At 34.6% G+C, this 26,397-nt stretch carries 32 protein-coding genes; 4 read left to right on the top strand and 28 right to left on the bottom strand.

What is annotated here, in order from left to right; genetic code table 11:
- Positions 1-10: 10 nt before the first annotated feature.
- The 16 genes from H600_RS22345 to H600_RS0118635 form a co-directional block, all read right to left on the bottom strand.
- Positions 11-1,897 carry a fibronectin type III domain-containing protein gene (locus H600_RS22345; protein ID WP_035108754.1) on the bottom strand — a complete coding sequence of 629 codons (1,887 nt, stop codon included), beginning with the start codon at positions 1,895-1,897 and terminating at the stop codon, positions 11-13.
- The gene (locus tag H600_RS0118705) at positions 1,897-6,105 is read right to left on the bottom strand and encodes a phage tail tape measure protein (RefSeq protein WP_026730223.1); all 4,209 of its coding nucleotides are present in this window, start codon (positions 6,103-6,105) and stop codon (positions 1,897-1,899) included. Before H600_RS0118705 ends, H600_RS22345 begins: the two co-directional genes overlap by 1 nt.
- A gap of 102 nt (positions 6,106-6,207) precedes the next feature.
- Positions 6,208-6,525, bottom strand: a complete 318-nt coding sequence (locus H600_RS0118700; protein ID WP_026730222.1) for a hypothetical protein — start codon at positions 6,523-6,525, stop codon at positions 6,208-6,210.
- Positions 6,526-6,551: 26 nt separating this feature from the next.
- Positions 6,552-6,947 carry a hypothetical protein gene (locus H600_RS0118695; RefSeq protein ID WP_026730221.1) on the bottom strand — a complete coding sequence of 132 codons (396 nt, stop codon included), beginning with the start codon at positions 6,945-6,947 and terminating at the stop codon, positions 6,552-6,554.
- On the bottom strand, positions 6,929-7,195 hold the full coding sequence (locus H600_RS0118690) for a hypothetical protein (protein ID WP_026730220.1): 267 nt from the start codon (positions 7,193-7,195) through the stop codon (positions 6,929-6,931). Before H600_RS0118690 ends, H600_RS0118695 begins: the two co-directional genes overlap by 19 nt.
- Before the next feature lie 222 nt (positions 7,196-7,417).
- Positions 7,418-8,089, bottom strand: a complete 672-nt coding sequence (locus H600_RS0118685; protein WP_026730219.1) for a hypothetical protein — start codon at positions 8,087-8,089, stop codon at positions 7,418-7,420.
- An 83-nt stretch (positions 8,090-8,172) separates the two neighbouring features.
- Positions 8,173-8,607, bottom strand: a complete 435-nt coding sequence (locus H600_RS0118680; RefSeq protein ID WP_026730218.1) for a hypothetical protein — start codon at positions 8,605-8,607, stop codon at positions 8,173-8,175.
- Complete coding sequence (locus H600_RS0118675) at positions 8,607-8,843, bottom strand: hypothetical protein (protein WP_026730217.1); 237 nt, start codon at positions 8,841-8,843, stop codon at positions 8,607-8,609. The genes H600_RS0118680 and H600_RS0118675 overlap by 1 nt, the downstream gene beginning before the upstream one ends.
- Positions 8,844-8,980: 137 nt before the next feature.
- Entirely contained in the window at positions 8,981-9,358 is a 378-nt protein-coding gene (locus H600_RS0118670) for a hypothetical protein (protein ID WP_026730216.1), read from the bottom strand.
- Positions 9,336-9,539, bottom strand: coding sequence for a hypothetical protein (locus tag H600_RS0118665; RefSeq protein ID WP_026730215.1), 204 nt, complete (start codon positions 9,537-9,539; stop codon positions 9,336-9,338). Before H600_RS0118665 ends, H600_RS0118670 begins: the two co-directional genes overlap by 23 nt.
- Positions 9,540-9,568: 29 nt before the next feature.
- Positions 9,569-10,048 (bottom strand): hypothetical protein, encoded by a 480-nt coding sequence (locus tag H600_RS0118660; RefSeq protein WP_026730214.1) that lies wholly within the window; start codon positions 10,046-10,048, stop codon positions 9,569-9,571.
- A complete protein-coding gene (locus tag H600_RS0118655) occupies positions 10,032-10,967 on the bottom strand; it encodes a hypothetical protein (RefSeq protein ID WP_026730213.1) in 936 nt (311 codons plus the stop codon). The genes H600_RS0118660 and H600_RS0118655 overlap by 17 nt, the downstream gene beginning before the upstream one ends.
- Position 10,968: 1 nt before the next feature.
- Positions 10,969-11,277, bottom strand: a complete 309-nt coding sequence (locus H600_RS0118650) for a hypothetical protein (RefSeq protein WP_026730212.1) — start codon at positions 11,275-11,277, stop codon at positions 10,969-10,971.
- An 11-nt stretch (positions 11,278-11,288) separates the two neighbouring features.
- Positions 11,289-12,272 carry a DUF6712 family protein gene (locus tag H600_RS0118645; protein ID WP_026730211.1) on the bottom strand — a complete coding sequence of 328 codons (984 nt, stop codon included), beginning with the start codon at positions 12,270-12,272 and terminating at the stop codon, positions 11,289-11,291.
- Positions 12,272-13,639 carry a hypothetical protein gene (locus H600_RS0118640; protein WP_035108753.1) on the bottom strand — a complete coding sequence of 456 codons (1,368 nt, stop codon included), beginning with the start codon at positions 13,637-13,639 and terminating at the stop codon, positions 12,272-12,274. The genes H600_RS0118645 and H600_RS0118640 overlap by 1 nt, the downstream gene beginning before the upstream one ends.
- A gap of 2 nt (positions 13,640-13,641) precedes the next feature.
- Positions 13,642-13,881, bottom strand: a complete 240-nt coding sequence (locus H600_RS0118635) for a hypothetical protein (protein ID WP_051234478.1) — start codon at positions 13,879-13,881, stop codon at positions 13,642-13,644.
- A 476-nt stretch (positions 13,882-14,357) separates the two neighbouring features.
- Here H600_RS0118635 and H600_RS0118630 point away from each other — a divergent pair, with 476 nt between their 5' ends.
- From H600_RS0118630 to H600_RS22620, 4 genes are all read left to right on the top strand, one after another.
- Positions 14,358-14,765, top strand: a complete 408-nt coding sequence (locus H600_RS0118630) for a hypothetical protein (RefSeq protein ID WP_026730208.1) — start codon at positions 14,358-14,360, stop codon at positions 14,763-14,765.
- Positions 14,766-14,911: 146 nt separating this feature from the next.
- Positions 14,912-15,235 (top strand): SymE family type I addiction module toxin, encoded by a 324-nt coding sequence (locus tag H600_RS23135; protein WP_084157404.1) that lies wholly within the window; start codon positions 14,912-14,914, stop codon positions 15,233-15,235.
- 3 nt (positions 15,236-15,238) lie between these two features.
- A complete protein-coding gene (locus H600_RS0118620; RefSeq protein ID WP_026730206.1) occupies positions 15,239-15,592 on the top strand; it encodes an ArdC-like ssDNA-binding domain-containing protein in 354 nt (117 codons plus the stop codon).
- 34 nt (positions 15,593-15,626) lie between these two features.
- The gene (locus H600_RS22620; protein WP_209320131.1) at positions 15,627-16,232 is read left to right on the top strand and encodes an N-6 DNA methylase; all 606 of its coding nucleotides are present in this window, start codon (positions 15,627-15,629) and stop codon (positions 16,230-16,232) included.
- 84 nt (positions 16,233-16,316) lie between these two features.
- On the opposite strand, the gene H600_RS0118605 is transcribed toward H600_RS22620, so the two are convergent.
- From H600_RS0118605 to H600_RS0118545, 12 genes are all read right to left on the bottom strand, one after another.
- Positions 16,317-16,589: a hypothetical protein gene (locus H600_RS0118605; protein WP_026730205.1), complete on the bottom strand. Its 273-nt coding sequence runs from the start codon at positions 16,587-16,589 to the stop codon at positions 16,317-16,319.
- Between the two features lie 33 nt (positions 16,590-16,622).
- Complete coding sequence (locus H600_RS22330) at positions 16,623-18,326, bottom strand: hypothetical protein (protein ID WP_051234469.1); 1,704 nt, start codon at positions 18,324-18,326, stop codon at positions 16,623-16,625.
- Complete coding sequence (locus H600_RS0118595; protein ID WP_035108750.1) at positions 18,298-18,924, bottom strand: hypothetical protein; 627 nt, start codon at positions 18,922-18,924, stop codon at positions 18,298-18,300. The genes H600_RS22330 and H600_RS0118595 overlap by 29 nt, the downstream gene beginning before the upstream one ends.
- Complete coding sequence (locus H600_RS0118590; protein ID WP_026730203.1) at positions 18,914-19,237, bottom strand: hypothetical protein; 324 nt, start codon at positions 19,235-19,237, stop codon at positions 18,914-18,916. Before H600_RS0118590 ends, H600_RS0118595 begins: the two co-directional genes overlap by 11 nt.
- On the bottom strand, positions 19,237-19,560 hold the full coding sequence (locus H600_RS0118585) for a hypothetical protein (RefSeq protein ID WP_026730202.1): 324 nt from the start codon (positions 19,558-19,560) through the stop codon (positions 19,237-19,239). The genes H600_RS0118590 and H600_RS0118585 overlap by 1 nt, the downstream gene beginning before the upstream one ends.
- A 184-nt stretch (positions 19,561-19,744) precedes the next feature.
- Positions 19,745-20,338: a phospholipase D-like domain-containing protein gene (locus tag H600_RS0118575; protein WP_026730201.1), complete on the bottom strand. Its 594-nt coding sequence runs from the start codon at positions 20,336-20,338 to the stop codon at positions 19,745-19,747.
- Complete coding sequence (locus tag H600_RS0118570; protein ID WP_026730200.1) at positions 20,339-21,559, bottom strand: hypothetical protein; 1,221 nt, start codon at positions 21,557-21,559, stop codon at positions 20,339-20,341.
- Between the two features lie 122 nt (positions 21,560-21,681).
- Complete coding sequence (locus H600_RS0118565; RefSeq protein WP_026730199.1) at positions 21,682-22,506, bottom strand: hypothetical protein; 825 nt, start codon at positions 22,504-22,506, stop codon at positions 21,682-21,684.
- Between the two features lie 12 nt (positions 22,507-22,518).
- On the bottom strand, positions 22,519-24,660 hold the full coding sequence (locus H600_RS22325) for a hypothetical protein (RefSeq protein WP_051234467.1): 2,142 nt from the start codon (positions 24,658-24,660) through the stop codon (positions 22,519-22,521).
- 27 nt (positions 24,661-24,687) lie between these two features.
- A complete protein-coding gene (locus H600_RS22320; RefSeq protein ID WP_051234466.1) occupies positions 24,688-25,563 on the bottom strand; it encodes a S49 family peptidase in 876 nt (291 codons plus the stop codon).
- A 27-nt stretch (positions 25,564-25,590) separates the two neighbouring features.
- Positions 25,591-26,145 (bottom strand): hypothetical protein, encoded by a 555-nt coding sequence (locus tag H600_RS0118550; RefSeq protein ID WP_026730198.1) that lies wholly within the window; start codon positions 26,143-26,145, stop codon positions 25,591-25,593.
- Positions 26,146-26,151: 6 nt separating this feature from the next.
- The gene (locus tag H600_RS0118545; protein WP_026730197.1) at positions 26,152-26,397 is read right to left on the bottom strand and encodes a hypothetical protein; all 246 of its coding nucleotides are present in this window, start codon (positions 26,395-26,397) and stop codon (positions 26,152-26,154) included.

The following is a 26,397-nucleotide window of genomic DNA, read 5'->3' as shown; positions in this document are numbered from 1 at the left end:
ATTCTTAATTTTAACATGAACCTCTTAGTGTGACTATTCCAGAATTATTAACTGCGATCCAATCATTATTGTACATTTTGAATTTTTTGTTTTCTCCAATTAAAAATTCACTCGCACTTGAATCTAAATATATTTTATCTCCAATAAAAGGATAATCGCTAGTTCCCGTATGATATCTATGTGGCCAATCATCTTCATATGTACAAACCATTGCTTGTGAATTATTCCCGGTAGAAGTCATTAAAAAATCGGTTAAAGAAATATTTAATGTTGTTGCTGTTAGAATAGAACTAGGATCAGAAAGATTGCCAAAAGTATCTTCAGCGACTACATGGAACGAATATTCAGTGTTTGGAGATAATCCTGATACATCGTAAGTAGTAGTGACGGAAGTACCAATTTTAATTCCATTTCTATAAATATTATATCTTAGAATTCCAACATTGTCCGTAGAAGCAGTCCAGGTTAATCGTAAGGAATTATTAGTTATCATTGATGCTGTCAAACTTGTTGGTATAGTAGGAGGTGTAGTATCTGGCTCAGAAGCTGTTGTAACTGAAAGTGAGTTGCTCGATTCTGAAACGTTTCCTGCTAAATCCCTTGCTTTTACATAGAAAGTATAGAGTGTTGCAACATTTAATCCAGTGACGCTTAAAGTGTTTGCTGTTGTAGATTTGTAGTAAACATCATTTTTGTATACATCGTAACCCGCAACTCCCGAAATATCCGTTGCCACGTCCCAAATAAGTTTCGTTGCGGTTGTCGTTGTGTTTGAACTGGATAGATTCGTTGGAGCTGTTGGGGGTATATCGTCCACTTCCAAAATTACCAATGGTTGATTTAATGCTAAACGCAAAGGTTTTTTGTTTATTAAATTCATTATGAAGTCAATGCTATATTCATAATATTCACGACTTCCATCCATGCTTGTAAACTTTTTTGAATTTGGGACCAATTCAATTGCTTTATTTTCTCCGTAAATCAGCCAGGCACGTTTACTGTCGTGCAAGCTTTCAATCATTACTTCTTCTTCTTCCAACAAAAAGCCTGTATTCATTGTTAGAGTAGGGCTTTTTGTGGAAGAAACTTTATTATTACGAATTACTGATAAATTTTGCACTTTGTTTATTATGGTTTCAAACTCCATCGGAAAACTATAATTGCCTGTAAATTCTATAATCGTTTTTAACCTATATTCATCTTCAAAAGCAATGTAATTAGTAAATAGTCCATCTGGTAAAACGTAAAAGCTTTTGTTTAACGACGGATTAGCTGGCATAATACATTCAATTATATCACCCTCCTTGCATTCATAATTATACATTCTAAGAGCGCGTGAAATTATATTGCCAGAAATAATGTCAATGCTAAATTCATCTACTTCTTCTTTGTTTTTTAAAACTTTGAAGGTGTGAGTGCCGATAGGCAAGATCATGTTTATAAAGCCATACCCTAAAGCCGAAACGCTTCGAGGAAGATTGTATATTTCTAGAAACGCACAATTGTTTTCAACAGTTTGCGGTCTGAATCCTGAAACAAATTTAATTGGACCAATATTGTTTTCTGAAATTGTACTCTCGGTGTCGATATCAACTTCCTTGATATTTAAACTAACTATTGCTGCTTTATATTGATACAAACTCCTAAGGTTGATTTGTTTCATTCTGGGCATAGAACGATCGACCACTTCACCTAGAAGAAAATCAGCCTTATTATTGAATAATGGAATTTTATACTCCAAAGTTGTTGATTTTGCTTCGTCGGTATAGAATTCATATGATGTAATGTTTACGACCATTTCAAAATAAGTGTTATCTAGTGGCGATTCAAAAAGAATTAAAGCGTCTTCTTTTGTATAAAAGAAATCTACGGTGTTATATGGTGATGTGAAATTCATTATCGTACTTTATTATCGTTTCTAATTGCTTCGTATTTTGCCAAACCTTCTTTTATGTTTTTCATAGAGTTTAGGTCTTTATTGCTCATTATCGCCATTAAAGGATTATCGCGTAAATCTGTCAATACTTCGAGATTTTGCGATAACATCGCAATTATTAAATTGTTTACATTTTCAGATGAGTCTTTTCCAGAAGAACTGTTTCCTGTATACAGCGTCTCGTTTTTATAATAACCATTTTCAAAACCTTTGATTCCTTGAAGTTCTCTGATAAGTGAATTTTTCAGATCTGGATTCATTTTTTGCCATGCCTTATTATCAATTACCATTTCAGGTCCATTTTCGGCAACCATAAAATGGGAGGTTCTGGTAACCAAACCTGATTTTGTTTTGCCGGCATATCTCGATTTGAAAACTTTACCATCCTGCTCTCGTTTTACTAATGAATCTGAATACAATCCTTCCTCGTAGCCTTTTGCAGGTAGTGGTTGCCTGTTGATAGTTGCAATTTGTAACGCTCCCATACCTCCAATTAAAACCGCGGCGATGGCCCCACCGATAGGGCCTAATTGGCTAAAGGCTTGCATAATAGCCATTGCAGTTTTGATAATTACATCAACAACAGCCATTTTCTTTTGACGCTTAGCTTGTTCATATTCAATTTCAGCTTTCTTTTTATCTGTTTCTTCGTCAATTTTTGCTGATTGTTTTGAATATTTTTCTTGAGTAATAACTCCGCTGTCTAATTGTTGTTTTAGTCTCCTTTTTCTTGTTTCTGAATTCTTTTCAAATTGTGCAATTTGCCTGTTTTCATTGGCAGTTACAAATTCATTATACTTGCCCCATAAATCTCCAAGAGCGTTAACAGTGACGCCAATTGCCGCTAACTTTTCTGTTGTTGTATCCAAGGAATCAAAAGTTTGTTGCCATTGTTCGGCGCTAAACCCAAAAATATCACCACTACTGCCAGCCAAAGAATTGAGCATTGCATTAGCCTGATCTTCACCTTTCTTCGCTCCGCTTAATTCATTTTTTTTATTAATTAGTTCCTGAAGAGTTAAGCCTAAAGCAGCTGCTTTTTCTGTAAATTCCTTAACCTGAGTATCGGTTAATAACGATAAATCGAACGTTGCACCTCCTTGTTTATTTATGATGTCATCAAATAAGGCAAGTACTTCCTTTAGGTGCGCTTCTTGATAAATTAATTCCTGCTCATTAAACTTATCCTGGCGTTTCTTTTTCTCTACATCAGATAATTTTCGACTGTTTAATTCTTGAAGAAATGCTGTTTCACGAACTATTTTTTCCTGCTCATATTTTTCGCCAAGTTTTTTTATCGCTTCGGTCGCAGCTCTTTCTTCTATAGTTGCTAGCTTCAAGTTATGTACAGCTAATTTGCCTTCAATAACTTGATTGATTTGCTCGTCAATTTTTAGATTTTTATCGGCCCATCCTTTTTTTATTTCAAGTAAAGCGTTGTATTTAGTAATGTCTTTATCTTTCTGTGCTTTTGAAATATCTTCGTCTAGCTTAGCTAATTCCGCATCATGTACTTTCTGTTTGTTTAAATCATCGATTTCGCGTTGGTAGCGTTGGTTTTCAATAGCTCGTTCTTTTGCATAACCATCTTCCATCGCGGCAATACGATCAACTTCAAGTTGACGTTGTTGTTTTAAATAAGCATCGTTGAATTTTTGATTTTCTTCTAATTTTAAACGATTGATTTCGGCTAGAGTAGAGTTAGGGTCTTTTTTAGGTTTTTTTGTTTCATCTGAAGTATCTCCGCCAGTTGACGTTCCAGTATCGCCTCCAAGGTCTTTAATCATGTTTGGATTTGCTTTTAAGAAAGCTTTCATTTCGGCATTAGTAAAGTTTAACTGCTTTTGCAGATCACTTAAAGCATCGCTCCTTTTTTTGGAGGCATTAATAATTAAATCAGCGCTTGCCATTGATGGATTTATGAGACCTTTTATACCGGAAACTGCTTTATCATACCAGGAAATTTCCTCCTCTAAAGACATATTTTTTCGCTTTTGGATATCTTCCATTATCGAAGCTTGTCTTTTTTCCAAAACCTGAAGCATTGCTTTTTTCTCAAGACTGGTAATATAGGCATCAATCATTTTTTTGCCTTCGAAAGTTGCAGCGTTTTCAAGGGTTAGGCCTTTGGTATATTCGCCACCAATTTCTTTTGCTTTTTTTAATGCAGCGGTTTGTGCTTCATGCGATGCTGTTTTATCTTTTATAATTTCGATTAATGCCAAAAATGATGCTGATTCCTTTTTGACAATAGCATCAGCATCTTTCATGTTTTCATTCATCATCGATTGCGCTGTAGCAGCTTCTTTAGCAGAATCTGAAAATAAAACATAAGCCGTACTTATAGCGGCAACTGCACCCAAAATAAAACCCCAAGGAGTACTCATCATTGTTGCGGTCATTGCTCTAAATGCCTGCGTTGCACCAAGAACATTTAAGGTCAGTAAATTATGCGCTAAAACTAAAGCCTGAGTAGATAATGTTACCAAACCATCCCAAAAAGCACGTGCTTTGGAAGCTATATTATAAAGCAATGTTGCTTCAGTATTTCTATTGGTCCATAATGCACATAGTTCCTGCCAGCCAACATTGGTCATAATAGCTGCAGTTACAACAGCAATTATTTTAGCGGTAAAAACTAAGGTGTTTCTCCAGGCAGTTACTGATCCATCTGCATCATCAGTAGCGCCTACAAAACGGGAAATCCAATCTACGGCAGTGGTTAGCCATTTTATAAATGATTCGGACGAAAACCATCCAGACACGGTCTTGCTTATTTTTTCTAAAGTAGCAGCGAGGTTGTTATTTTTTATATCGTATTCATTGGTTAATGAAGTAGCTGTATTCATTGATTGATTAGCTAATTCAATTTTTTCACGGAACAAATCTGTATTTGCAGACGCAGCTCCTAAAACTTGTTTTACTTCATTATCATTCAGTTTTAGTTTATCCAAAACGTTTGCCAGTTCTGTACCACTCAACCCTTTTAGAGATTCTGCAAATTGAAGGAAAAATTCATTTGGATCACTATTGATTAAATCTTCAATAACTTTTTTCGGCTTACCCATTTGTTTTGCAAATCCAGCCACATTATTAGCTGCCAATGTGATTACTTTAGAATAGTTGGTACCCGCTTTCTCAGCCATAATACCGCTTTCTTCAAATGCGGCGCCCAATCCTAACGCAGTGGCAATACTCGGTTTAAAAACATCTGGCATAGAACCCACTCGAGTAACGAAATCTGCCACATTTGATTCACTTGCAGTTCCTGCAGCGCCTAAATCGTTTAGTGCTGAACCTACGGCCTCAAAAGTAATTTCGACACCGGCATCACGAAGTTCTTTATATAAGTTTTTAATTTTCCCTAATTTGTCCGCGACTCCCTCAGCTCCTCCTTCAAAATCTTCTCCTAAAGCAACACCGGCTTTATTCATTACAGTTACGAAATCAAGAATATCGTTTTTTGCTATACCTATTTTACCACCTATTTCAGCAATACCTAATAAATCGATACGTGAAGTTCTTGTTTTGAACAGTCCAAAAGATTTAGCCAAGTTTTCAACTTCTTCTCGAGTCATTCCGGTTGTCTTTTGGACATCGGCCATCGAATCTGAAAGCTTACCGTTATAATCGATTATTTTTTGAATGGAAAATACAACACCGGTAAGTACTGCAATAACAGATAAAGCAATACCTTGAAAACGGTTAAAAGAATCGGCCATGCTACCAATGGAAAATTTTGCTGTTTTAGCTTTTCCCGATACTTCATCAATTCGCGCCTGAACTTGTCTTAATTCGTTAGTATAGCGCTGATGTGCTTCACTTCCAGGAATAGTATTTCGTAAAGCTAGTTTTAAAGCAAGTGCTTTATCAGAAAGTTGTTTCATTGTAAGACCAGTTAAACCTAACTGATCCTGCAATTCTTTCATCTTTATCTTGTTTGCTGTAATTTCAGCGGTATTGGCTTTGATAGTAAGCGTTAAAGCCTTGTAAGCATCCGTATCTTTTTTGCCTTGTTGTTCTAGCAATTTTTTTTGAAGCAACAAAGCTTTGTTTTCCTCGTTAAGAGAACGAGTTCTTTTTTCTAGATCAAATAGTGCTTTCTGTGCTTCATTACCATCGATCACGATAGAAAGCTTCATTTTTTCGTCTGAAATAGTCTTGGCCATTAGTACTGATTTTCAGTAAAATTGACATTTCATGACGGTTTTTGATGTGACATAAAAAAGCCTCGTAATTACGAGGCTTAGTGTTGTATTTAGTAGAAAAATTTAACTATCTCTTTCACGGAATTGAATTATTTTAATATCAATCCATCTTGCGAGCATTACAAGGTTAAAAAATGATATAAAAAAAACAAGAATGTATTTTTCTTCAATAAAATATTCAATTATAAAAAAAAATCCGAATCCGGAGAATATCCAGGCAAACAAAAGAAACGCTAGAAGAATTCCAAGAACGAATTTAAGTGGCTTTAATAAAATGCTGTTCAAAAATACCTGCTTTAAATTTTGCTCAGGTAATTCATCAACAAAAAAACAAAAGATTTTATCTTCAATTTTATATATTATTTGCATAGTTTTATTCATAATGCATTTTTTATTAAAAATAATAATTATTCTGCGATTTCAAATATATTGAGATCTAATTGTTTGGTTATATAATCATCGTCTGAAACTAACACCGCTTCAGCGTTCGTAACCTTCCATAATGAGCCACTATCGATTTCTGCACCATTAATAACCAGGTTTGCTGTATTTCGATATAAATCATCACATTCCGTCAGTTCAATTAGCTCTTTTTGGGTAAGATTTCCATCTAGAAACTGCATAAAGGCTGGCTTATCCATGTACAATATTTTTCCGGTACTTTCAAAAACCATTTTCAACGGTTCGTGTTGATTAAATTCAGGCGATGTCCAAATTAGCCGCATCGCTTCTTTAAAATCTTTGTTTTTGATTGTTACTCTAATGCCCTTGGCGTAGAATACTTTTAGACTGATTTTTGCCATACTTCTAAGTTTTGGTTTAAATCAATCATTAAGTCAGCCATTTCACGTACAGCGGTCAGGGTTTGATATGCTGTTTCTCTTCGGTTTTGGCTATCACTTTGAGGTGTTAGCATGTAAGTTTCGAATAATTCAGAGATGTTCTCTCTTAATTCTTCTGGATCAATTGAAAAATGGGTATCAATCAATTTTTCAGCAGCTGCTATCAATATAGCATTCCTTAGTACTGCATTTTTCTTTTCTTTTGACATAATCGAAAATATTAAACGCACGAAACCCTCGCTTTAGATGTGTCAAAATACCCAGAAGGATAGATTTCCCATAGTTTCCACGGGGACATCTTGGCGAGGGAATCGCTTATGTTAACTAAAAATAAGTTTTTAGGATTGCTCCTAGGTATTTTGACTCCACAAACGTACAAATATAAAATGAATAGGCAAAAAAAAAGATGTGCAATTGCACATCTATAAAAATTACTTGTATTCTTCAGAACGAATATTTAAAAGTTTCCAACTTGAAGCATCAAATTGATTTCCTCCCAGGTATTTTAATTGAAGTTTATAAATATACTCTTTCTCAACTCCTAAAGATGTTTTTGCTTTAACTTTTCGTAATACTGTATATTCAGTGCCCATTACATCTTCGGTTACGTCAAACGTCGAAAAATCTGCAGTAGCAGGATTTACCAATTTTTTTTTAATAAAATATTCTGATATTGCTTTAGCACTAATATCTGAATCAGAAGAATCAATCGAATTTGTTTTAATTGTATCAAGACTTTTATTTATTTCATCAATGTCTCTACTAAGTTCAATATTGTATTTTCTCTTGAAATCTTCAGTTAGATACTTACTAGTTATAATTTCGTTATTTAACTCGTCTTTTATGGAGAAACTTATTTTTTTATCTAAAATAATATTGCCTTGATCATTCTTGCCTTCGTTTAATTTTGATATATAAAAAGAAGTGTATGCAGAAATGCACGCTAATGAATCATTGACTGCTTCTATGGTGTCTTTTTCAATTTCAAAAGAAATTGCCCCGTTTAATGCTGTTTGTTTGATTACATAGTCAACGTAATATTCCTTTTTGTTATCACAAGAAATGACACAAATAGTTAAGAATAATAACAGAATGTTTTTCATACTTATTACTTTTGGTTAAACCGTAAAAATAAGAAAATCCCTTTAAAATGAGGGATTTAATAATTTTTATAAGATGTTTTTTTTTATTCTTGCTTTGCGGTTTCCGTTTTTCTACCTTTTATAAATAAGGCTGCGGCATAAACAATCGTAAGACCTGAGAATATTGTTCCAGTTAGGACTTGACCTAAAGTAATTAAATAAGTTGAAAAAGCCATACCTCCCATAATAATCAAAAAAGCAAAACAAAGGCCAAGTATATTAATGTTGTTTTCGGTGGCAACATTTCTATCAATCAAATCTGACCTTTTATTAAAAGCTTGATGCCTGAAATCCTGTTCTTTTTCTGCTCGACTTTTTAACCATTCTAAGATTGTTGGGTCTAATACTGCTAATGCAGCAATTTCGCTAGCATCAGGTAATAAGTTGTCGTCAAAGACTTCTGTTTGCTCTTGTTGGACACCTTTGCCGTTAGTATGTTGTATATGGGTATTTTTTTTTGATAGGGTTTGTTTGGCCATTAATATTTTTCCTTTTTTAATTCAAAAGCTTTTTTATAATCCATAGCAATATTCGAAGCATCTTTTTTTAAATTTGCTCTATCATTTTTTGCTGATGGAATTTCAGTATTATTTAGCTCATCAATCAATTGGCGCATTTCTTTATTCTTGTTAGAGTAAGTACCACTAAATGATTTACTTACTTCCCCAAATAAATCGCCAATTAACGCTTCTAAGGAAAGAATTAAATTACTCATAATTGTTTGATTTTTAGGTTTTGTATTGGTTTGGGCTCCAAATTACGCGACAAATATATATATAAAGATAGGAATAAATGTTATCGCACGGGTAATATTTAGTAAAATTTGGCACAATTTAGTATTAATTTATGCTTTTACTGCTCCAATTTCCAAAGTTCTTCTTTCACTGCATTGGTAAATCCGAAATGGAGCTCCTTGATGATATTATTATAATGCCCCCAAATAATTCGATTATGGATAGGATGGTTTTGCTTGCGCTTTCTGCCTTTATTGCTATTGCGAAACTTCATATCGACAAAACGATGTTTTTTTAGATGTGTATAATCGAGTTGGCTATCTGTCGCGACAAAGGAACGATCGCTATACCAATCATTAGCTTCAAATCCACGTGAAGACATTAATTTGCGTTGTGATTGATCAATATCTTTTCCGGTATCTCGAAGCACCTTGTTTACAAAGCGCTTTTCGAGAATCTGTTCAGAGAAATTTTCACGATTTTGTAGTCGGTTCATGGCTTATCTTTATTTTACCCAATTGCCACAATACATCGAGCATTTGTCCTGTTGTTGGAGGATTCCCGCGACCATTGCGCCAATTATAGATTACATCTTTTGAAAATCCTTCAATTTTACGTGAAAGACCTGAAATCTGTAAGGTTTCATTAAATAATATTATAATTTCTTCTTTAGTCATGGCTTTTGTTTTTCGTAAATATACGACTTTTAAGCCAATGTATCTAAATTTATCTGTAACATCCAACCGTTGCATTCGTTTTTATGCCATACAGGTGTTACCGATATCGAATTTTCGTCCAGCCATGATAGAAAACCGCAAAACATGCTGTTGCCATCTGCTTTATCTGAAAGCAGCTTATCAACGATTGCTTGCGCTTTTACTTGTGTTGTAGAAAATATATTGATAAATGAATCTTTGGTTAGGCCTGAATAATCTGTTTTATCTAAAATGAAAAATGCTAAAACATTGTCCCACTTACTATTGTTTTCTTCACCTTTCATATGGAATTCCGGAACAATCGAAATTAAAAAAGTGTTATCACCTTCTACACGCTCTTTTAGATGATTTGCTAATTCGGAATCATCAATCACCATTGCAGAATAATTGAACATTTTTTTGTTTTTATCATCTAATAAACTAGCAACAAGCTCAGCCTGATATTCAAGTAATCTATTTATTGGTAGCATTTCTTTCTTGTTTTTGTCGTTCTAAATCGGATCGTCGTATGTCATACATTCTGACAATTATTTGCCAAAAGTTTATTTTACAAATTGAATCGTAGCTACCAAAAGCGCCACTCTCGGCCATTGTAAATGCGATGCTGTCCATTCCTATTCCTGGCATTCCATTGTTATCATTATCTGACTTTTCGTAATTAAATAAAATTGATAAGTCTAACTCCTGACCGCCCCAGTTCAGTTTCATTTCCACCAGCGCTTTTTGAAAGCTGGCAAAAAACAAATACACTCCGTAAACAAATCCAATTGGTGCTATTTCTAAATCTTTTGCGCGTTTGTCAATTGTATTGGGGTTATATGTTTGTCGAACATCTCCATCGTAATTACTTAGTTTACTTCGGAAATAATGAAACCATTTTTTTGGACGATAAAATATAGCTGCAATCAGCCAAAGAATCTTTACATCACCTGAAGCATGAAAATCGTGAAATAATCTGAGCGCATCCAAATACTCGCCGAATGTGATATTCATAAAGCTGTCAGTAGGTCCATAATATTTTCGAAAAGCAGGTTGATATTTAGGAACCGGATTATGTAAGTAATATTGTTTGATTACTTTGTTATCGTTTTCGCCTGTTTCGAAAAAATCTTCTATCAGATCAGCAATCAAATAAATGTTGCCAAACTTTACATCTTCCTCCGAAATTCCTTCATCCAATATCATTGTTTTCTTTGTAGATGATTTTACAGACTTCATGTTCATCAGCTTATAAACTGATTGCACTTTGAATTCCTCCATTGTAATTTGGTTACACTGGTAATAAAAAATCAATTCGCACATGTCAATATACTGTTGTGAGTCACACTCCGATAAATCAGCCGGAATATACCTTTTGATTTTTGCTTCTGGAAGTTCTATGATGTGCATACTAAACCAATTCTAATTTTGCATTGATTTTTACATTAAGTTTTTTCATACGATCCCCAAACTTATATAAAACCTGTTCGCGTATTTCTGCTTTGTTTTTATATTCTTTCGGAATATATTCTGATTTTGCGTCAAGCTTCAGGTATTTACGTACCATCTGAACGATTTCGCCTTTCAATATGATTTTATCAACCTCAATATCATCTACCTTTTTGGATAATTTTTTGTTGATTTGTTCGAATCTGCGGTTTTTTCGATAATGGAGTAGGTACTTGAAAAAATTAGCAATTTTGTGGATAATTGGCTTCATTATTATTGGTTTTAAGTTGACATAAAGTTGTTGCCTGATATTATTTCAGGCAATATTGAATTGTTACAGTTAATGATCGGTTCGGGATCTGGAGATAAAAGATTTTCAATTTCTATAAAGACTTTTTCAGCATCATTGGCGAATGCTTGTCTTGCAGCTTCGACTTCAGATTTTACACTTGGTTTTTTTACTTGAGTGGTTGTTTGATCACTGACTGCAAATTGCAGTACCCCTTCAGGATATAATTGCACTGATAAACGAGGCATTGACCACGCCATAGAATACGCTACCGATGCTTTGCGAATTAAACGAAGTAATTCTAAATCGGTTTCATCTGTTATCTCATCATTTTCTTTCAGGCTTTCTTTTAGAGCATTCATTTTATCTTTACCAACACGAGGCTTAATTTCGTATTGCTCACAATTGGAAATACCAGGTTCTAATTTTATTAGTAGTAATCTTGATTTGATTGGAAAAAATTCATCAAACTCATCGACGGTTCTAATAAAGAGTTCATTGGTTTTTTTGAATGCATCAGAATCAGTCCATGTAATGTACAATTCATCATTTTCTTCAGAATTGTCTAGGAAATCAATTAAATCATCTAAGCCACGATAATATCTGCGTTCTAGTGATTTATTATCGCGATCAAGCATCCATTCAAATGGAAGCTTTTCTGAATCGTCTTGTTTCATTTTGCGACCGTTGTTCGTATGAGCCAAATCATTGCTTGGAGCAATTAATCTATAGGCATTCACCGCAATAGGATAACGAACGGCATCAACAAATTCTTTGTTTTCTTCTGAAGAGGCTGTTTCTTCATATGCTTCGACGGCTAAATCATAAACTTCTTTTCCAATTAGTTTTATCACTTCCTTTGTAGCCGTGCGAATATCAGCCATCATGTTGTCGATTTTTAAATCGGCATTAATAAAACCCAAAAGTTGTTTTAATTCGGCATTGCCATCATTTCCAGTTTTAAATAATAGTTTCATTAGGCTACTTGATTTTTCATTCGTTTACTTTCTGTCACATCCTGCTCACGTTCTGGCGCAACATGGCAAAACCCTAATTTTATTTTCTTGTCTGGCCAATTAGCTTTGATTGCATAGTTAATTGCTTTCATTACAATCAGCTCAGGCATATCGACACCGGTTAACAAGTAATTTTTTAACGCATAAAGTTGTTCAGAGCCGCTATCACTCTTACCACCAACTGAAACATTTCCTAAGGCAGTATGCACACCAAGCGCACCTGATAAAGCATAATCAGCTCGTTCTGAAAGTTTGATTTGTGCATCAACAAAATCTTTTATATTTTGATCAATTACGCGAATCTCCCAACCATGTTCAAGTAAGTTAGTTCCATCAACAGTAAAACTTTTTGTTGTATGAAGATACTTTCCTGCGTTTTCATCACCTGATAATACTACAGACATTTTTTCCAAGAATGCTTTTTGATATTCTAAAAGCATACTGTCTTTATACTGTATTCCTCTCTGAGAACAGCTTTCTTCAATTTCTACTTTCTTTTTATCCCAAAAAGCTTGAGGCGAAACAATGTGATATTTAAGATTGATTGAATTTTTAGAAAGGGCTTTGAAAATTAATGGTATTGCAGTTGAGCGATTAAGCCATTCTAAAGAACCGTATAAATCTGGAACAGTGTAGTAATCCGTACAGAAACTATACATATTTGAGTACAATACCGAATTACGATTTTTAAAAGGATCAGTAAAGTCAAACAAAGGATATACTTTGAAATCAGTCAAAGAATTAGCAGTATTAAAAGACCAATCTGTTGCTACAACATGAGTGGCATCTCTAGACTTAGATTCTTTTTTAGAAGCCAGTCGATTTCTATCAGCATAACAATGAACTAACTTCGCAATAAAGTTTTTACCAATTCGATTCCCTTTAGTTAACTCATAACGTGAGAACACACCCTCTATGTGGTGAAAGTCTACACAGCATTTGGTTAAATAAGTCAGATAGTCCCAAGACTCTAACCAATTCATTACGTCTTCATCTTCAATCCATTCGCGCTCAATGCCAGTCGGAGTTACTTTCTCTTTGTAAAGTGCAGGGCCTAATCCCCAAAGTAATTGTGTTTTCTTTTTGAGTATGCCAGGAGCAATGTAATTGGTTTGAACTGTCTTCTTTATGATATCCGGAAGATCATCATTGCATCCATAGGGATAGACAATGTAGTCGCCGATATAGTTATACGCATTATTCCAATCAAGATTGTCATCGTTTTGCTTTAGCTTATAGAAATCTCGTGGCTGTTCACTTACTTGATAAGTAAAAACAACGTTATCTGTTTCGATGATGGCATCTCTACCAATGTACTCTATATTCATAACTATGGTTGTATTTTTAGTCCGTTAAAGGTTGTAAGCAATGGCAAGTAGAACCATCTGTTCTGACCCAAACTATTTACATAACCAATAAGTATATCAGCTTTATCGCTCTGATCATCACGATAACCCTTCCTTAACTGAGCATTCACAACATTTTTATAGCCGTCTGAGGCATGTCTTGTTTCGTTGTATGAAAGGAATTGAAAAGAGAAGGGTATTCCCAATTCGGTTAACCTTCGCATCTTCTTCAATGCATCATAAAGCTTTATTGATTGTTGCACGTAATTACCTATTGTTAATGTTCTACAATGTTAGTGTTACCACTGCTAATATGGTGTGACATAAGCGATAACAAGGGATAAGGTTAGGCTATGCCAGCGCTAATTGGTGGGACGGATGGTCGCCTTGCGTCATATCTCTAAAAAATCGGTCAGGAGGTAAAGAGAAACACGATTTTGAGCGGGACGGTATTTTTAATCACAAAAACACAAACGAACCCTTTTATATTAGGGTTTGTTTGTTGATTTTCAGATTTTTATGATTTTAGTTTTTTTTAAAGTGTAACTTTTATAAACTTTTTAATTGGTAATTCTACTTATTTAAATTGATTCTATATTGCTGAATTTAAGTAAAATAGTGTCAATTTTTTGTCTTAATATTTCGTATATATACGACTTTTTTGTATCTTTAAGTATTGAAAATCACTAAATTATAAATTATGAGCACACAGATTCAAGCACAAAAAAAAGTGGAAAACGGTAAAACATTACCAATTGTAAAACCTACAGAACCTACCCAAGCGGAGAAGAAAACCGCCACACTCGCACTAATTGAAAAGTTCGCACCTGAGCCACCCAAAACAGCAGAGGACAGAATTCAAGCTGTAGCGCATTTTGAAGCGCTTTCAAAACGTTTTAAAACGCTAAAAGAAAAGTGGAACGACTTGAAAATGTTCGAAGCAGGAAACGACAAAACCAATGCAAAAATCACTTTTAAAAATGCCCAAGGTTTCGAGTTCGAAATTAGAAACTCAATCGTAATTGATAAGTTGAACCGAGAAGCACAAAACGAGTTAAAAATTTTACTCGACGAAGCAGAAAACGAGATTTTAACCTTTCAAATCTAGCGAGCAGTAAAACAAGAAAACCCTCTAAAGGTCGAAGCTTAGAGGGTTTTAAATCACTTAAATTATACAAGCCATGACGCACGTACAACCTAACAGCAACAAAAATAATGCTTTTAAATTATCCGAGCAAGTAAAAGCAACATTACATGAAAAAGGATATTCTTTTCTTTTTAATTACTCTGATTACAGTTATTATAAATCTCAAGCAAAAAGGGCTTTCAACAAAGCTCAAGCAATTGCAGAACTATTTATTCAAGACAATACAAATCAAAAAAGCGATTACAATGGATATATTTTTTAAATCTAGAAAATTAAAAATATCCTCAAAATATGTCCGTAATCTTTGGAACAAAAGTCACAAGCCAAAATTAACTCTTTCAGGCAATTGGATGCAAAAGGCAGGTTTTGAAATCGGGCAAAATGTAACCGTTAAAGTATCAAAAAATCAATTAATCATTACAAATATATAAGCCATGACAGACAAGAAAGCCGAACACATCGAAAAGAAAAAAAGTTTAATTGCCCTTTCAAAAGTTGCTAAAGAAATTCAGGCAATGGAAGACGAACCCAGAAATATTAATTCGATTCTAATTGAAGATTTTTACAGTAAAGACCAGCACCGAGAGTTTAACACCTTTCAAGAATGGATAAAAAAAGGTTTCAGAGTTCAGAAAGGAGAGAAAGCTTTTTTAGTGTGGGGAAGAAAACGCAAAAGCAATCAAGACCAAGCAGAACCCAAAACAGAGGAAGAAAAGGAATTTTCATTCTATCCGCTTTGTTATCTTTTTTCAAATGCCCAAGTACAGAAAGTCGATGTTAAAAACTAGAGACATTCCAAAGGAGTTAAAAAAATTTAACTCCTTGTTTTTTGGATTCGAATACAAACATAATTTAAACCAAGTTTTCGACGATTTACTAACGCTCATTATTTGCGCAATGGCACGAGGCACACAAGAACCTTTATATTTTGAAACTATCAAAAAATACAGCCGTTCGGAGCTGGAAACCTTTTGCAAACTGTTTGCAGAGCTTGTAATAATTTATGAAAATAGTCGAATAATAAACGATTGGTGCGACCCATTAGGCGAATATTACGAATGCTTAACAGGCAATTACAAAAAATCAAATTTTGGTCAGTTCTTTACGCCAAAAGCAATTTGTACAATGATGGCAAGTTTTGTAATTGATAAGGATGATTTTGGAAAAACGATAAACGAGCCGTGTAGCGGAAGTGGCCGTATGGTTTTAGCATCTAATCATGTAACAAAAGGAAACTATTATGTTTGCGAAGATTTAGACCCAATTTGTTGCAAAATGACAGCCATAAATTTATGCTTTCATGAAATACGGGCAGAGATACACTGTCATAATGCTTTATTAATGGATAAACCCCGCTTTTCCCTCGCTACAAACTATGAATTTTGGAAAAACAAAACTTATTCCATTCTTTACTACAACAACGCTTAAAACGGCTTATTTCAAGCCGTTTTTTAATCAAAAAAATCCGCCCGAAGCGGGGGCATCGGGCGGATTGAAAGCGGAATTAATTTTTTATTCTTCAGAATATTCTCTGAAGTTTGTAAAATAGCTCGAAGTTTTAATTTGATTTAAAATAGATTGATCATTTTCTGGAAAAAACAGCCAACTTGCTGATAAATCATTTGAATGTCTCTGCCAAATATTAGCGCATTCGTTTAAATCACAAACAATATTTTCTTCTATTAAAAGCTGTTTTTGAAGTCTTATTAAATTTAGTATGTCATTTTTTTCAAAGTAGTAATCTTCATTGAATTGAATGCCTTGATTTTCGTTTAATATTTCCATATTATTTTATTTATATTCAAAAATACAAATAATCTACTCCCCAACAACAAAAGGATCTGTGCTCGAATAAGTTGAATGAGTATTAACTTTCGCCACAAACGCTCTACGATAAATAAAATATTTAAACGCATCACTGAAGTTTGTAGAATACATCGGCCTCAATAAAATTGGCAAACTTTCAGTAGACTTATCTTTATGAATTGTCTTAGAACCTTTAGGATCAATCCTAATTTTTATTTTGGTCAATTCAAGTGAAGATTTCAGACACTTGCACTGAAATTTATCAATCTTCAATTTCAAAAGCCCTTTAGCAGTTTCGCCCATAAAAGCTTTGGCGAAATTGTATTCTTCTTCCTGGTAGATTGTCGATTGCCCTTCCGACATTAAATTAACAGTCCAAACCTTTACACCGTTTTCCCACTCAATAGCATTTTTGATTGCATTTGCCCAGTCACGTTTCGTTTTACTGTTTGCATTTCCCGATCGGTCATAATACAGATCCAGAACTTTTACTTTGTGATGCTTAAAAAAAGCACGGAACTTTATTCCCATTTGCACTTCATTTTCAGGCGCCAAAGTGTAGAATTCTTTCAAACAATACAAGTAGCTTCCTCTAGGCTGACCAATAATAAGGCTACACATATCACCAAAATCCATTCCTCCCTCAAGTTTAGAATTATGATCAATATAACGCAAAGCCAAGCTACTTTCCTCAATTTCCTCCGTCAACAGGAATTTATCATAATAAGAAGAAACTACACCATCATCATAAAAATGATGTTCACCCAAATTACCATAGAATTTTTCACCTTTCTTCAAATTAATTTTAAGCGAGAGAATAGCACTTTTAAATTCTTCAATTCCCAAAGCTTTTAAACTATCTGCAAAATAGCCTTCGGTCAAAATATCGACATTGACAAGAGAAGAAACCACATAAAAAAAAGTCAAATCCTTTCGTACGCGAACCCATTTTTCAGTCCATCTAGCTAAATTGATCTGTAGTTTTTCAATAGCTTCAAAATTCCCAACTTGCTTATGCGACAAAATTTCTTTTTTGATTTCATTCACAACCAATCCCACTTCAAGAGCCAATTTAACCTGGTCTAAATCCATGTTCTTTTCATCCTGCAAAATCCAGTCTTCATCACCATCCATTATGTTTGGCATGTCGGTCGTAAATGTCGTACCTCGATAATAAACAGAATGACCAAATAAAGGATATTCCCCACGAATGGCAGGAGTCAATTTTTTAAGTTTGTCGAATTTTAATAAACGAGCTTCATCACCATACATATGTTGGTAAGAACCTCCCGCAAGTCCGCCCGGCTGATCTAGTGAACCTAAATTAAAGAAACACCCATTGTAAATAGAAATAGTGTGTTTGTAAATTTCAACAGGTTTATATGGAAGTTTAAAATGGGAGGGAGGTCGCTTATCAGTAACATAGTGAATACCTTCAAACCATCCTTTACGGTTCCATCCTTCTAGCAAAGTGGGTACAATGTTTTTCAGACAGTTGACATAAGTGTCTGAAACCAAAACCTGATAACTTCGAGGCATATCTCTGGAAACATGCTGAGAACGTTCAGCAATGATATCAGATGTTTTTGCCGTGGCACGCCCGGCAATCAAACGCAAATGTTTAGGCGAAATCAAGAAAATGACCTGTTTGACCCAAGAAGCAAACTTTCCGCTTACATCTTTATCGTTAAGACTTACGTGGGTCTTCCTGCTCATCTGGAAATACTTTTAATGGAAGAATCAAAGCTTCACGTTTAATTTGTACTTTCTCTTTTTCGGTCAATTCCGGAAACTTATCAATCATTTCAGAAAGAAGCGTCCTATTTACTTTTGGTAATCCCAAAAATTCTGCATCTGCAGAATACACTACAAAAGGAGGTTGAAAAATACCTTCAGGCAATTCCTCCTTATCGGGTTCATTACCTCCACGCAAATCAAAATTATCAAGAAGCATTTTAACCACTTTTTGGGCGTCGTTAACGTCCTTAACTGTAAGCATTGCAAAATTGATCATCTTTTCAGCTTTTTCAGCATAAATATTTCTCCAGGCTTTTTTAGAAATCTTACAATCGTTATAAAAATACTCCTGTGCTTCATCACAAACCTGAGAAGCTTTGTATCTCGAAAGCTTATCAACCAACATCAAATGCTTCACAATAGATTCTTTGCTTCCAAATTGATCTATACGCAAAAACATACCTCTAACTTTATCAAGTAATTCAAGATAATCTACAATGAAATCTGGAGCATTGTTCACGCTTCCTTTTTCCATGAAATCATAAATATGTTCTAAGCTGATATCGTTAATATTCATCACCAAAAAGAATTCTGTTTCTAATGTTGTTAATTTCGTTTCGCTCAGCTTCTTTCAAAAAAACCTGAGCTGCAGTTATATTCCCGGATTCCGCATTTTCTTTTTGTTTCAAATTGATTTTAAATTCGCTAACCAATTGCCCGCGGTCATAAGCCTGTCTTACTAAACTGTCTTTCTGGTACCACAATTGCAAAAACGCTTTTTTATCCACATCAAGATAAAGTGCAATTCTTTCAGGCGCATAATTGCACCCGGCTAAATTCTCGATATCGATCATTTCTTCGTCCGAAAAGCGTAGTGGGAGTAAGTCCATTAGTTTCTATCTTTTGGAAATTTAGGTGTTTTCTGTAATTTAATCTTATTGCAAGTACAATGTGATTCGGAATTATTAAAGTTGCCATCATATTGCGATTTAAAATCATTGTGATTTATTTTTTTTAATAAATCACAATATACTTTTTTGGCTTTGTTGCTATTTTCAATAGTTAATTTAAGACTATGCAAAGGAGGTGGCGGAGGAACAGAATACTTATGTATCCCAACGCTTTTAGTGGGCGCAAATAGCACTAACGTGCTAACACAAGCAACTCCCAATCCAAAACCACCAACAGCAAACAATAAAAAATTTTCACACATAACTAGGTTTTTTTTGTTGTAAAGAATTTATATATACTAAAAGGCAAAATCCCAAAAACCAGATAGCCAATTATCATTAATATAATCGTAACAAAAACCAAAAAAGCAATTGAAACAATTGCGCCAAAAACCAAAGCCACTAAACAGACTATAATTTTTATTAATAAAAAGAGGATCTCCATCTTCAATATTTTTTAAGTTTCGAATTCGTGAACAATTGCATTCTAAAATCATACAAACCTTTACTATTAGCAAAGGTGTATTGCTCATATTGAGCGTTTTCGCTCCAATTTCCGGAGCCTTCAATTACATAATGACTATCCTGTGTTTGAATCAAACAAACCTTTGCATGAACCCAAGCATAAAGCACTTTTAAATTGGGTCGGCTTGTAGCCATCGCCATAAGATTATCAATTACTTTTGGATTCCGCTTGATCATGCTATCTGAAATCAGAAGCGTAATACTTTCAATTTTTCCGGAATCATGCAATTCCAACAAAGCAGAAATTACTTTAGCACTAATGCTGTAGGTAGTAGCGCATAAGTTTTTGATTGCGTGAACTTTGGAAATTATTGGAATAAAAGTAAAAGCATTAAAAGAAGTATCACTTTGCAAAAAGAAAAACTCATCAATTGTCGGCAAACGCTGTAAATCCAAATCAAGCGAAGAAATCTTTTGATAATGAGAGGCTAAGTATTTCGACATAAAAATTTCATCGATTGCCTTAGCCTCTTTTTCTTCTTTATCTAGCAAATCCTTGTAATCAAACAATTTCATTTACACACCAAGCTTCTTATTTACCAAAAACAGCTTATCCTTGCGCTCAGCAACACGTTCCTCGATTTCTGCAACCTTCACTATGTTTTTATCTTTTTGCGCTTTTAGCAAACCTTTTTTGTTATCCGAAAAATATTTAGCTGATCCTGATTTGAATTTGATTAATTCGTCATTCGTCATTGCTTCAACTTCTCTAGTCAATTGCAATTTTTTGAAAACAGGATGAACACCAAGAACCTTTCCAGTTTCTTTGTAAACATTCAATTCGTCATAAATACGTTGGTTTTCTTCGAAATTACGAGTTGCAATCGCCGCAACATCTGCCAGAGCTTCATCGGTTAGTTTTAATTCACCTGAATCAGCTTTTGCAATGGTATTTTGAGCCTCTACGTAGTTTTTCCAAGCTGTAATTTTATCAGCAACTAATATTTTAAGTTCATCTGGACAATCGGCATTATTCAAAAATGGAAATTCCTCACGAATAGAAGTCGTTTCGGTTTCCGCTTCTTTATTCAAGAATTCGGTAGGATTAGGCATCCCTAGTTTATTTTGTTCAGCATTTAATTCGGCAGCTTTATTTGTCAATTCATCTGGAGTTTGACCAAATGAAGGTTTTCTCTTTTCCAATTCAGCAGAAATAATTATAGCCACTTTCTGTTGTTCATCAGAACCCGCTTGTTTCAAGGTAGCTTTCCAAGCATCAATATCGGTCTCAGGCAAATTATTAGCCCATTCAATTAAAGTTTCTTCAGGCATTTCCATAAGATAGACAGGAAGTCCATTTGTTGCAGTTGCAAAACTTACTTTTGCTAATTCTTCTTCTAAAATAATTGCGATATTATCTTTTCCTGCAGCAGTTGCCATTTCGATTGCCTGGTCAAGTGTCAAAGCACAATCTGAAGGTATATATAAACACCAATTTCTTAATTCCTCTTCACTAAGCGCAAGAATATAATCAAACAATTGAGTAATCTCTGTTTGTTCCTCTTTGACCACTTCCATAATAACCTTAACTTTTTCTACATCGGTAATCCCATGAATGGTCTGCAGATCATATAACAAGTTTTCCAATCCGTGCGGAGTATATCCCGACGCATTATAAGATCGTTCTGCACTAGCATTTTTGCCAGGCGATTGTCTGTACAACGAAAAGGCTTCATTAAACTGTTCCGTTTTTTCTTCAGGTAAGTTCTGGAAGAACTCAATTACTTTCTGTTTCATAGTATCGAATTAATTATATTTTGATTACTGTAAAAGTGGTAATTACCACCCTGAAAAACTGTGACATAAAAAAAGCCTCTCAAATCGAGAGGCTTTCCAACTACTAACCAAAAAATAAATATCTATCCACGAGACACTTCTTCCATTAAAGTAATCGCGCCATTTTTGAAAACTTTCAAATCGATATACGCTCCTGAAAGTGCAACCCAAGTTGTACCGTTAATCAATAAGGCCGATTTATCAGCAACTCCAGTTGCCAATGTTGCAGCACCAGCGCCACCGCCTCCAATAAGCCTGATTTGATCACCATGTGCCAATGAGATAGCAGCAAAAGCAATACTAGCAGTAACCGCTGTTGACGGAAGTTTATATGTTCTACCACTCGCTTCATCAACCGTAATAGCTGTAACAGCTACAACATTAAAAGGATCAGCAAAAGTTAAGTTTCCAGTATAATGACCAGGAACCCAAGCCGATTTTGCAAACTGCTCAAATACCATCATGTGTTTACGAGCGTCATTATCATCTTGCAAAGCGGGCTTTAACTGCAATGGCGCACATTTGGTACCCAAAACTTTACGAAAATCATCAACGCAGCTGCTATAAATAATGATACAATTTACACCAAGCCAGTTTTGTACAAACTCAGAAATTGCCAATTCATTACCCGGATGTTCGGCTTCAAATTTCTGCAAAATTGAAATCGAATCTTCTTCACCGTCGCTTTCAAAAGAAGCTTTAATTTTTGAAGGTGTACAATAAAGCTGAATCATTTTGGCATTGTCTTTCATACCAAAAGAACCTACTATGTTAACTCCTTTATCATCACGTGATGGCCACGTCAAAATATCGTCCGTAGCTACTATTGTAACATTTGGTTCTTTCGGAGCTGATGCCCCCGGAGATTTCCCCAGAGGCTTAGTTACATTTTGTCTAATATAAGTCATCTTTATAAATTATTAAGCGATTAAACGTCCTGTTTCTACCCAAACACCATCAACTAAAGTAAGTTGTACGTAATCAGTCGCATCCAGTAAAGTTGCTGAAGATGCTACATTTATATTTCCTGTATCAGATAATGTCACATCAACACTAACGGCATCAGTTCCAAAAATCTTGATTGTTTTACCTTCAACACCATTAACGATTCCTGTAATAGCTTTTGTAGCTGCGCCAGTGTATCTAAACACAACACCTAAATTGGCATCAATTACTGCAGTATCAAAATTTACATCTGCAACAACAATACTTTCAGGAGCAGAAGTACGGCTCAATTCTTTCACAGTACCATCAGGATTAACAAATAATGTCAAAGTTCCTCCTGTTTTCAAGTTAAAAGCAACATCGCCTGTCAAGGAAATTTTAGCGCCATCTGCTACCGTTGTTGCAGCAACTAAACCAGTATCACCTTTTAATTTTATAACACTACCTGGAGTAGCATTAGTGAATTCAGTAATAGTAGTGGCCCAGTCTTTTTGAACATACATATTTTTGTAAACTACTTTTACTTTTCCAGTAGCATCATCATTAACTGGCACATAGAAATCTGAAGGGAATACCGGAGCAGTATTTGACCAAAGCGTTTGTACTGAAAATTCTAACGGATCACCTTCAACAACCGGATTACCAATATGAATGAAACGTACTCCCAGTTTATAATCAGCCCAGATATAGATCATACGTTTTAAGTACTCAAAGTGGTATAATGATTTTTCAGCAGGAATGTTTTCTAAAATTTCAATATTATCATCAAAAGTGATAAACATAAAATCAGTTCCTTCCTGATCAATCAAAACTTCAAACTTAATATTGTTGTAGTCTTTAGGATGTGTGGGATATCCTGTATAATCAGTATTTGTTCCAAACAAAGTTTCGCTTCTACGTTTGTAAGCTTTTAACCAGGCATCAGATAAATAATACACCAATCCCTGCTGTGTTCTAACATCATAAGGGAGTGCCTTGATAAAAGAATCGACGTAATCTACAATATTTGAAGCTGTAGGCATACCCAAATCAAATGCACGGTATTTTTTAGTTACATCTCGAGCCTGTTGAGCTAAATACAATAAACCATTTTGTCTATTGATGAATTTACCTGGTACAGTAGCATCTTCAGGAGTTTCAACATACACACCTTTAATAGTTGCAATTCTATCTTCTTGACGTGCTTTTTTGTCAATTTCTGATACTAAAAAACGAACAAATGAATTTTTATAAGGCTGAGAACCTTCTTTATTCATCATATTTAACCAAGACGCTTCAATTTTTTGCAAGTAGAACCCAACGTATTCGATGTCAATTTGAATTGGGAAAATTTGACCTTCTTCTGGTTTAATAGTTTGGCGGTTTTTAGGCAACCAAGGCAACTTACGAGCCTGCGAAATTTCAGCCGTTGCAATAGTAGCATCAGCCACTTTATCATCTACTTTGGTACGTTTTGGCCAGAACGATGGCAACCCAAAATTATCACGATGTAATGATTTCAATTCCTCCGGATTCTGACGGAAATATAAATCCAAGTCATCATTCAATTTCTGAATCGTTGGCTGATTAGTAAAATCAGTTGCAGCAGAAACTTGACCTGCCGCTCTTCTGTTCCAGTTTCTTCCCTCAAACGCATCATAAGCGTTCGTCGTACCAAATAAATGTGTTGCTGAATGCATAATTTTTTTGTTTGTACCAGAAATAATTGCCTCAGGTTTATCACCTTCAGGATCAGCAATTAACTTTTGAATTTGTGCAGCCATAGTTTCCTGTTTATCTGCGATAGCTTTAATTAAAGCTACAGTATCAGGATTACCATCATCATCTTTAGCTACATTTGCCAATTCTTCCGCTGTCAACGCAGACAATTTTACCATAGCGTCAATTTCATCTTTAATCGCTTTGATGTTCAGATTTTCTTGAGCCATGTTTTTGATTTCGGAATTAATTCCATTAATAGCCGCATCCGCGTGCTTTTCGCCCAGTGCATCAACAATTTTTTGTCGCTGTTCTGCACTTAAGTTTAATTGTTGGCTTTCACCATCAATCGGCAGCTCTTTTGTGCCAAAAAGCGCATTAAACAATGCGACTGTTTGTGCCATGAGTTTCCATTTCATAGGAGTTTTGATTTAAAAGGTTAAAAATTACTTATTATAGTGGTTTATTTCACTCAATACACGTACATGTTGAATAGCCTGATCCATAGAGCCAATAGCGTTTATCATTCCATACTCTAAAGCCTTATCCGCACTAAAAGTTTTTCCGGTCAGCACTCCAACTTCTTCCTTTAAATTAGGATTAGCTTCGCGAACAGCTTTTTGAAATTTTATTGCCAACGGAGTAAGCATTTCTTCAATTATCATTTCATATTTTCCTTCCTGCGCTAATCGTACAGCTTCATTTTTATGCTTACTTTCAGGAGGATAAATTTCATGAAAAGTATATCCTAAACTTTCCAGGTATTTTCTATTATCAATAAACGAGGTAACCACACCAACCGAACCAAACAATGCCGAAACATTGTTATCGGCCATTTTATAATCTGCAACAGCACAAATTGCCCAATAATGCAAAGAACAACACTGATCAGCTAAAGCAACTACAGGTTTCTTTTTGGTTTTACCAAATTCAATAAAAGGACCAATTGCAGAAACTGCTCCACCCGGACCATCTACATTTAAAATTGTACCAATAATATTTGGATTATTATCGGCCATTCGTAAAGCGTTTACAATTTCGTCAGCGCCATATGTACAAAAATCGCCATACTTTAAAATGGGACCAATCATGTCTACAACTGCAACTGAACCAACTGGAGCATTCATAAATCCATTATCGTCTGGTTTTATACTATTTCCTTTTTCATCCAAAACAGTTATTAAGGATTCAGTTTTATTACCAACATCAACAGTTTCTCCATTGATAATTTTATGAGCAATTGGAGCATAAGCATATCTTCCTTCTAAAGACATAAGCCAATCGCCACGCATGATATCCATTAATAATGTGTTTACCTTCATTGCTTATAATTTTTTACGAAATTCATTTTATTTTTTAAAAAAGCTTGTGACATAAGATTTAACATTAAATTTCTTGTATAGCCACAAAACGACAAATACTACAATTATCAAAATAAGCATCCATAACCACGTCCAATCCGGAGAACCTTTTTTATTTAAATTCATATCGTATGAACCTGATTGAGAATCCAGTTTTAAATCTTTGGAGCTATCCGATTTATCCGTTTTTTGAGATTTGTCTTGCAGATCTGTTTGAGTTTCTTTATCAATTTTTGAATTGTCTGTAGATTCTTCTTCAACCAATGAAGCATTATTCAAAACCGTAGTTTTTCCATTGCTGTCAGTTACACTAGAAGGTTTAGTATGATCAATAGGAGTGAAAGTCTTTTTTTTAGAAGTAGCAGTCTGCTCTATAGATTCCTTCACATTATTTTTTAGGGAAACATCAGCTTTTATCTCGCTTTCTGTTTTCACAATATCGTGTTGATCTAAATGCAATTCTTCTAACTTTTCCTGAACGGTTTTTTGCTTAGAACCGCAGGAAGCCAAAACCAAGAGTAGAATCAGAAATATATTTTTCATTTTTTACTATTTTTTAAGTAAAGCCATTCCTAGTTCTTTCACCGGAATTGGATTTTGTTGAACAAAAATTAAATCTGGCTGACAATTGATTTTTTTGTATTCAAACACAATTGTTTTATTAGGAAAAGTATTTTTGTTCAACTCTTTTGTGAATTTTTGAACGTCTACCAAAGAAACAGAAGCCCCATAATAAGCAAACATTTTCACAGTTTCTAATGAAATTCCTCCAGCACCATTTACTAATACAGGCAT

This window comes from Flavobacterium denitrificans DSM 15936, assembly GCF_000425445.1.
GTDB classification, from domain to species: Bacteria; Bacteroidota; Bacteroidia; order Flavobacteriales; family Flavobacteriaceae; genus Flavobacterium; species Flavobacterium denitrificans.
The sequence above is the reverse complement of the archived record's forward strand: the minus strand, read 5'-3'. Positions and strand labels throughout refer to the sequence as shown.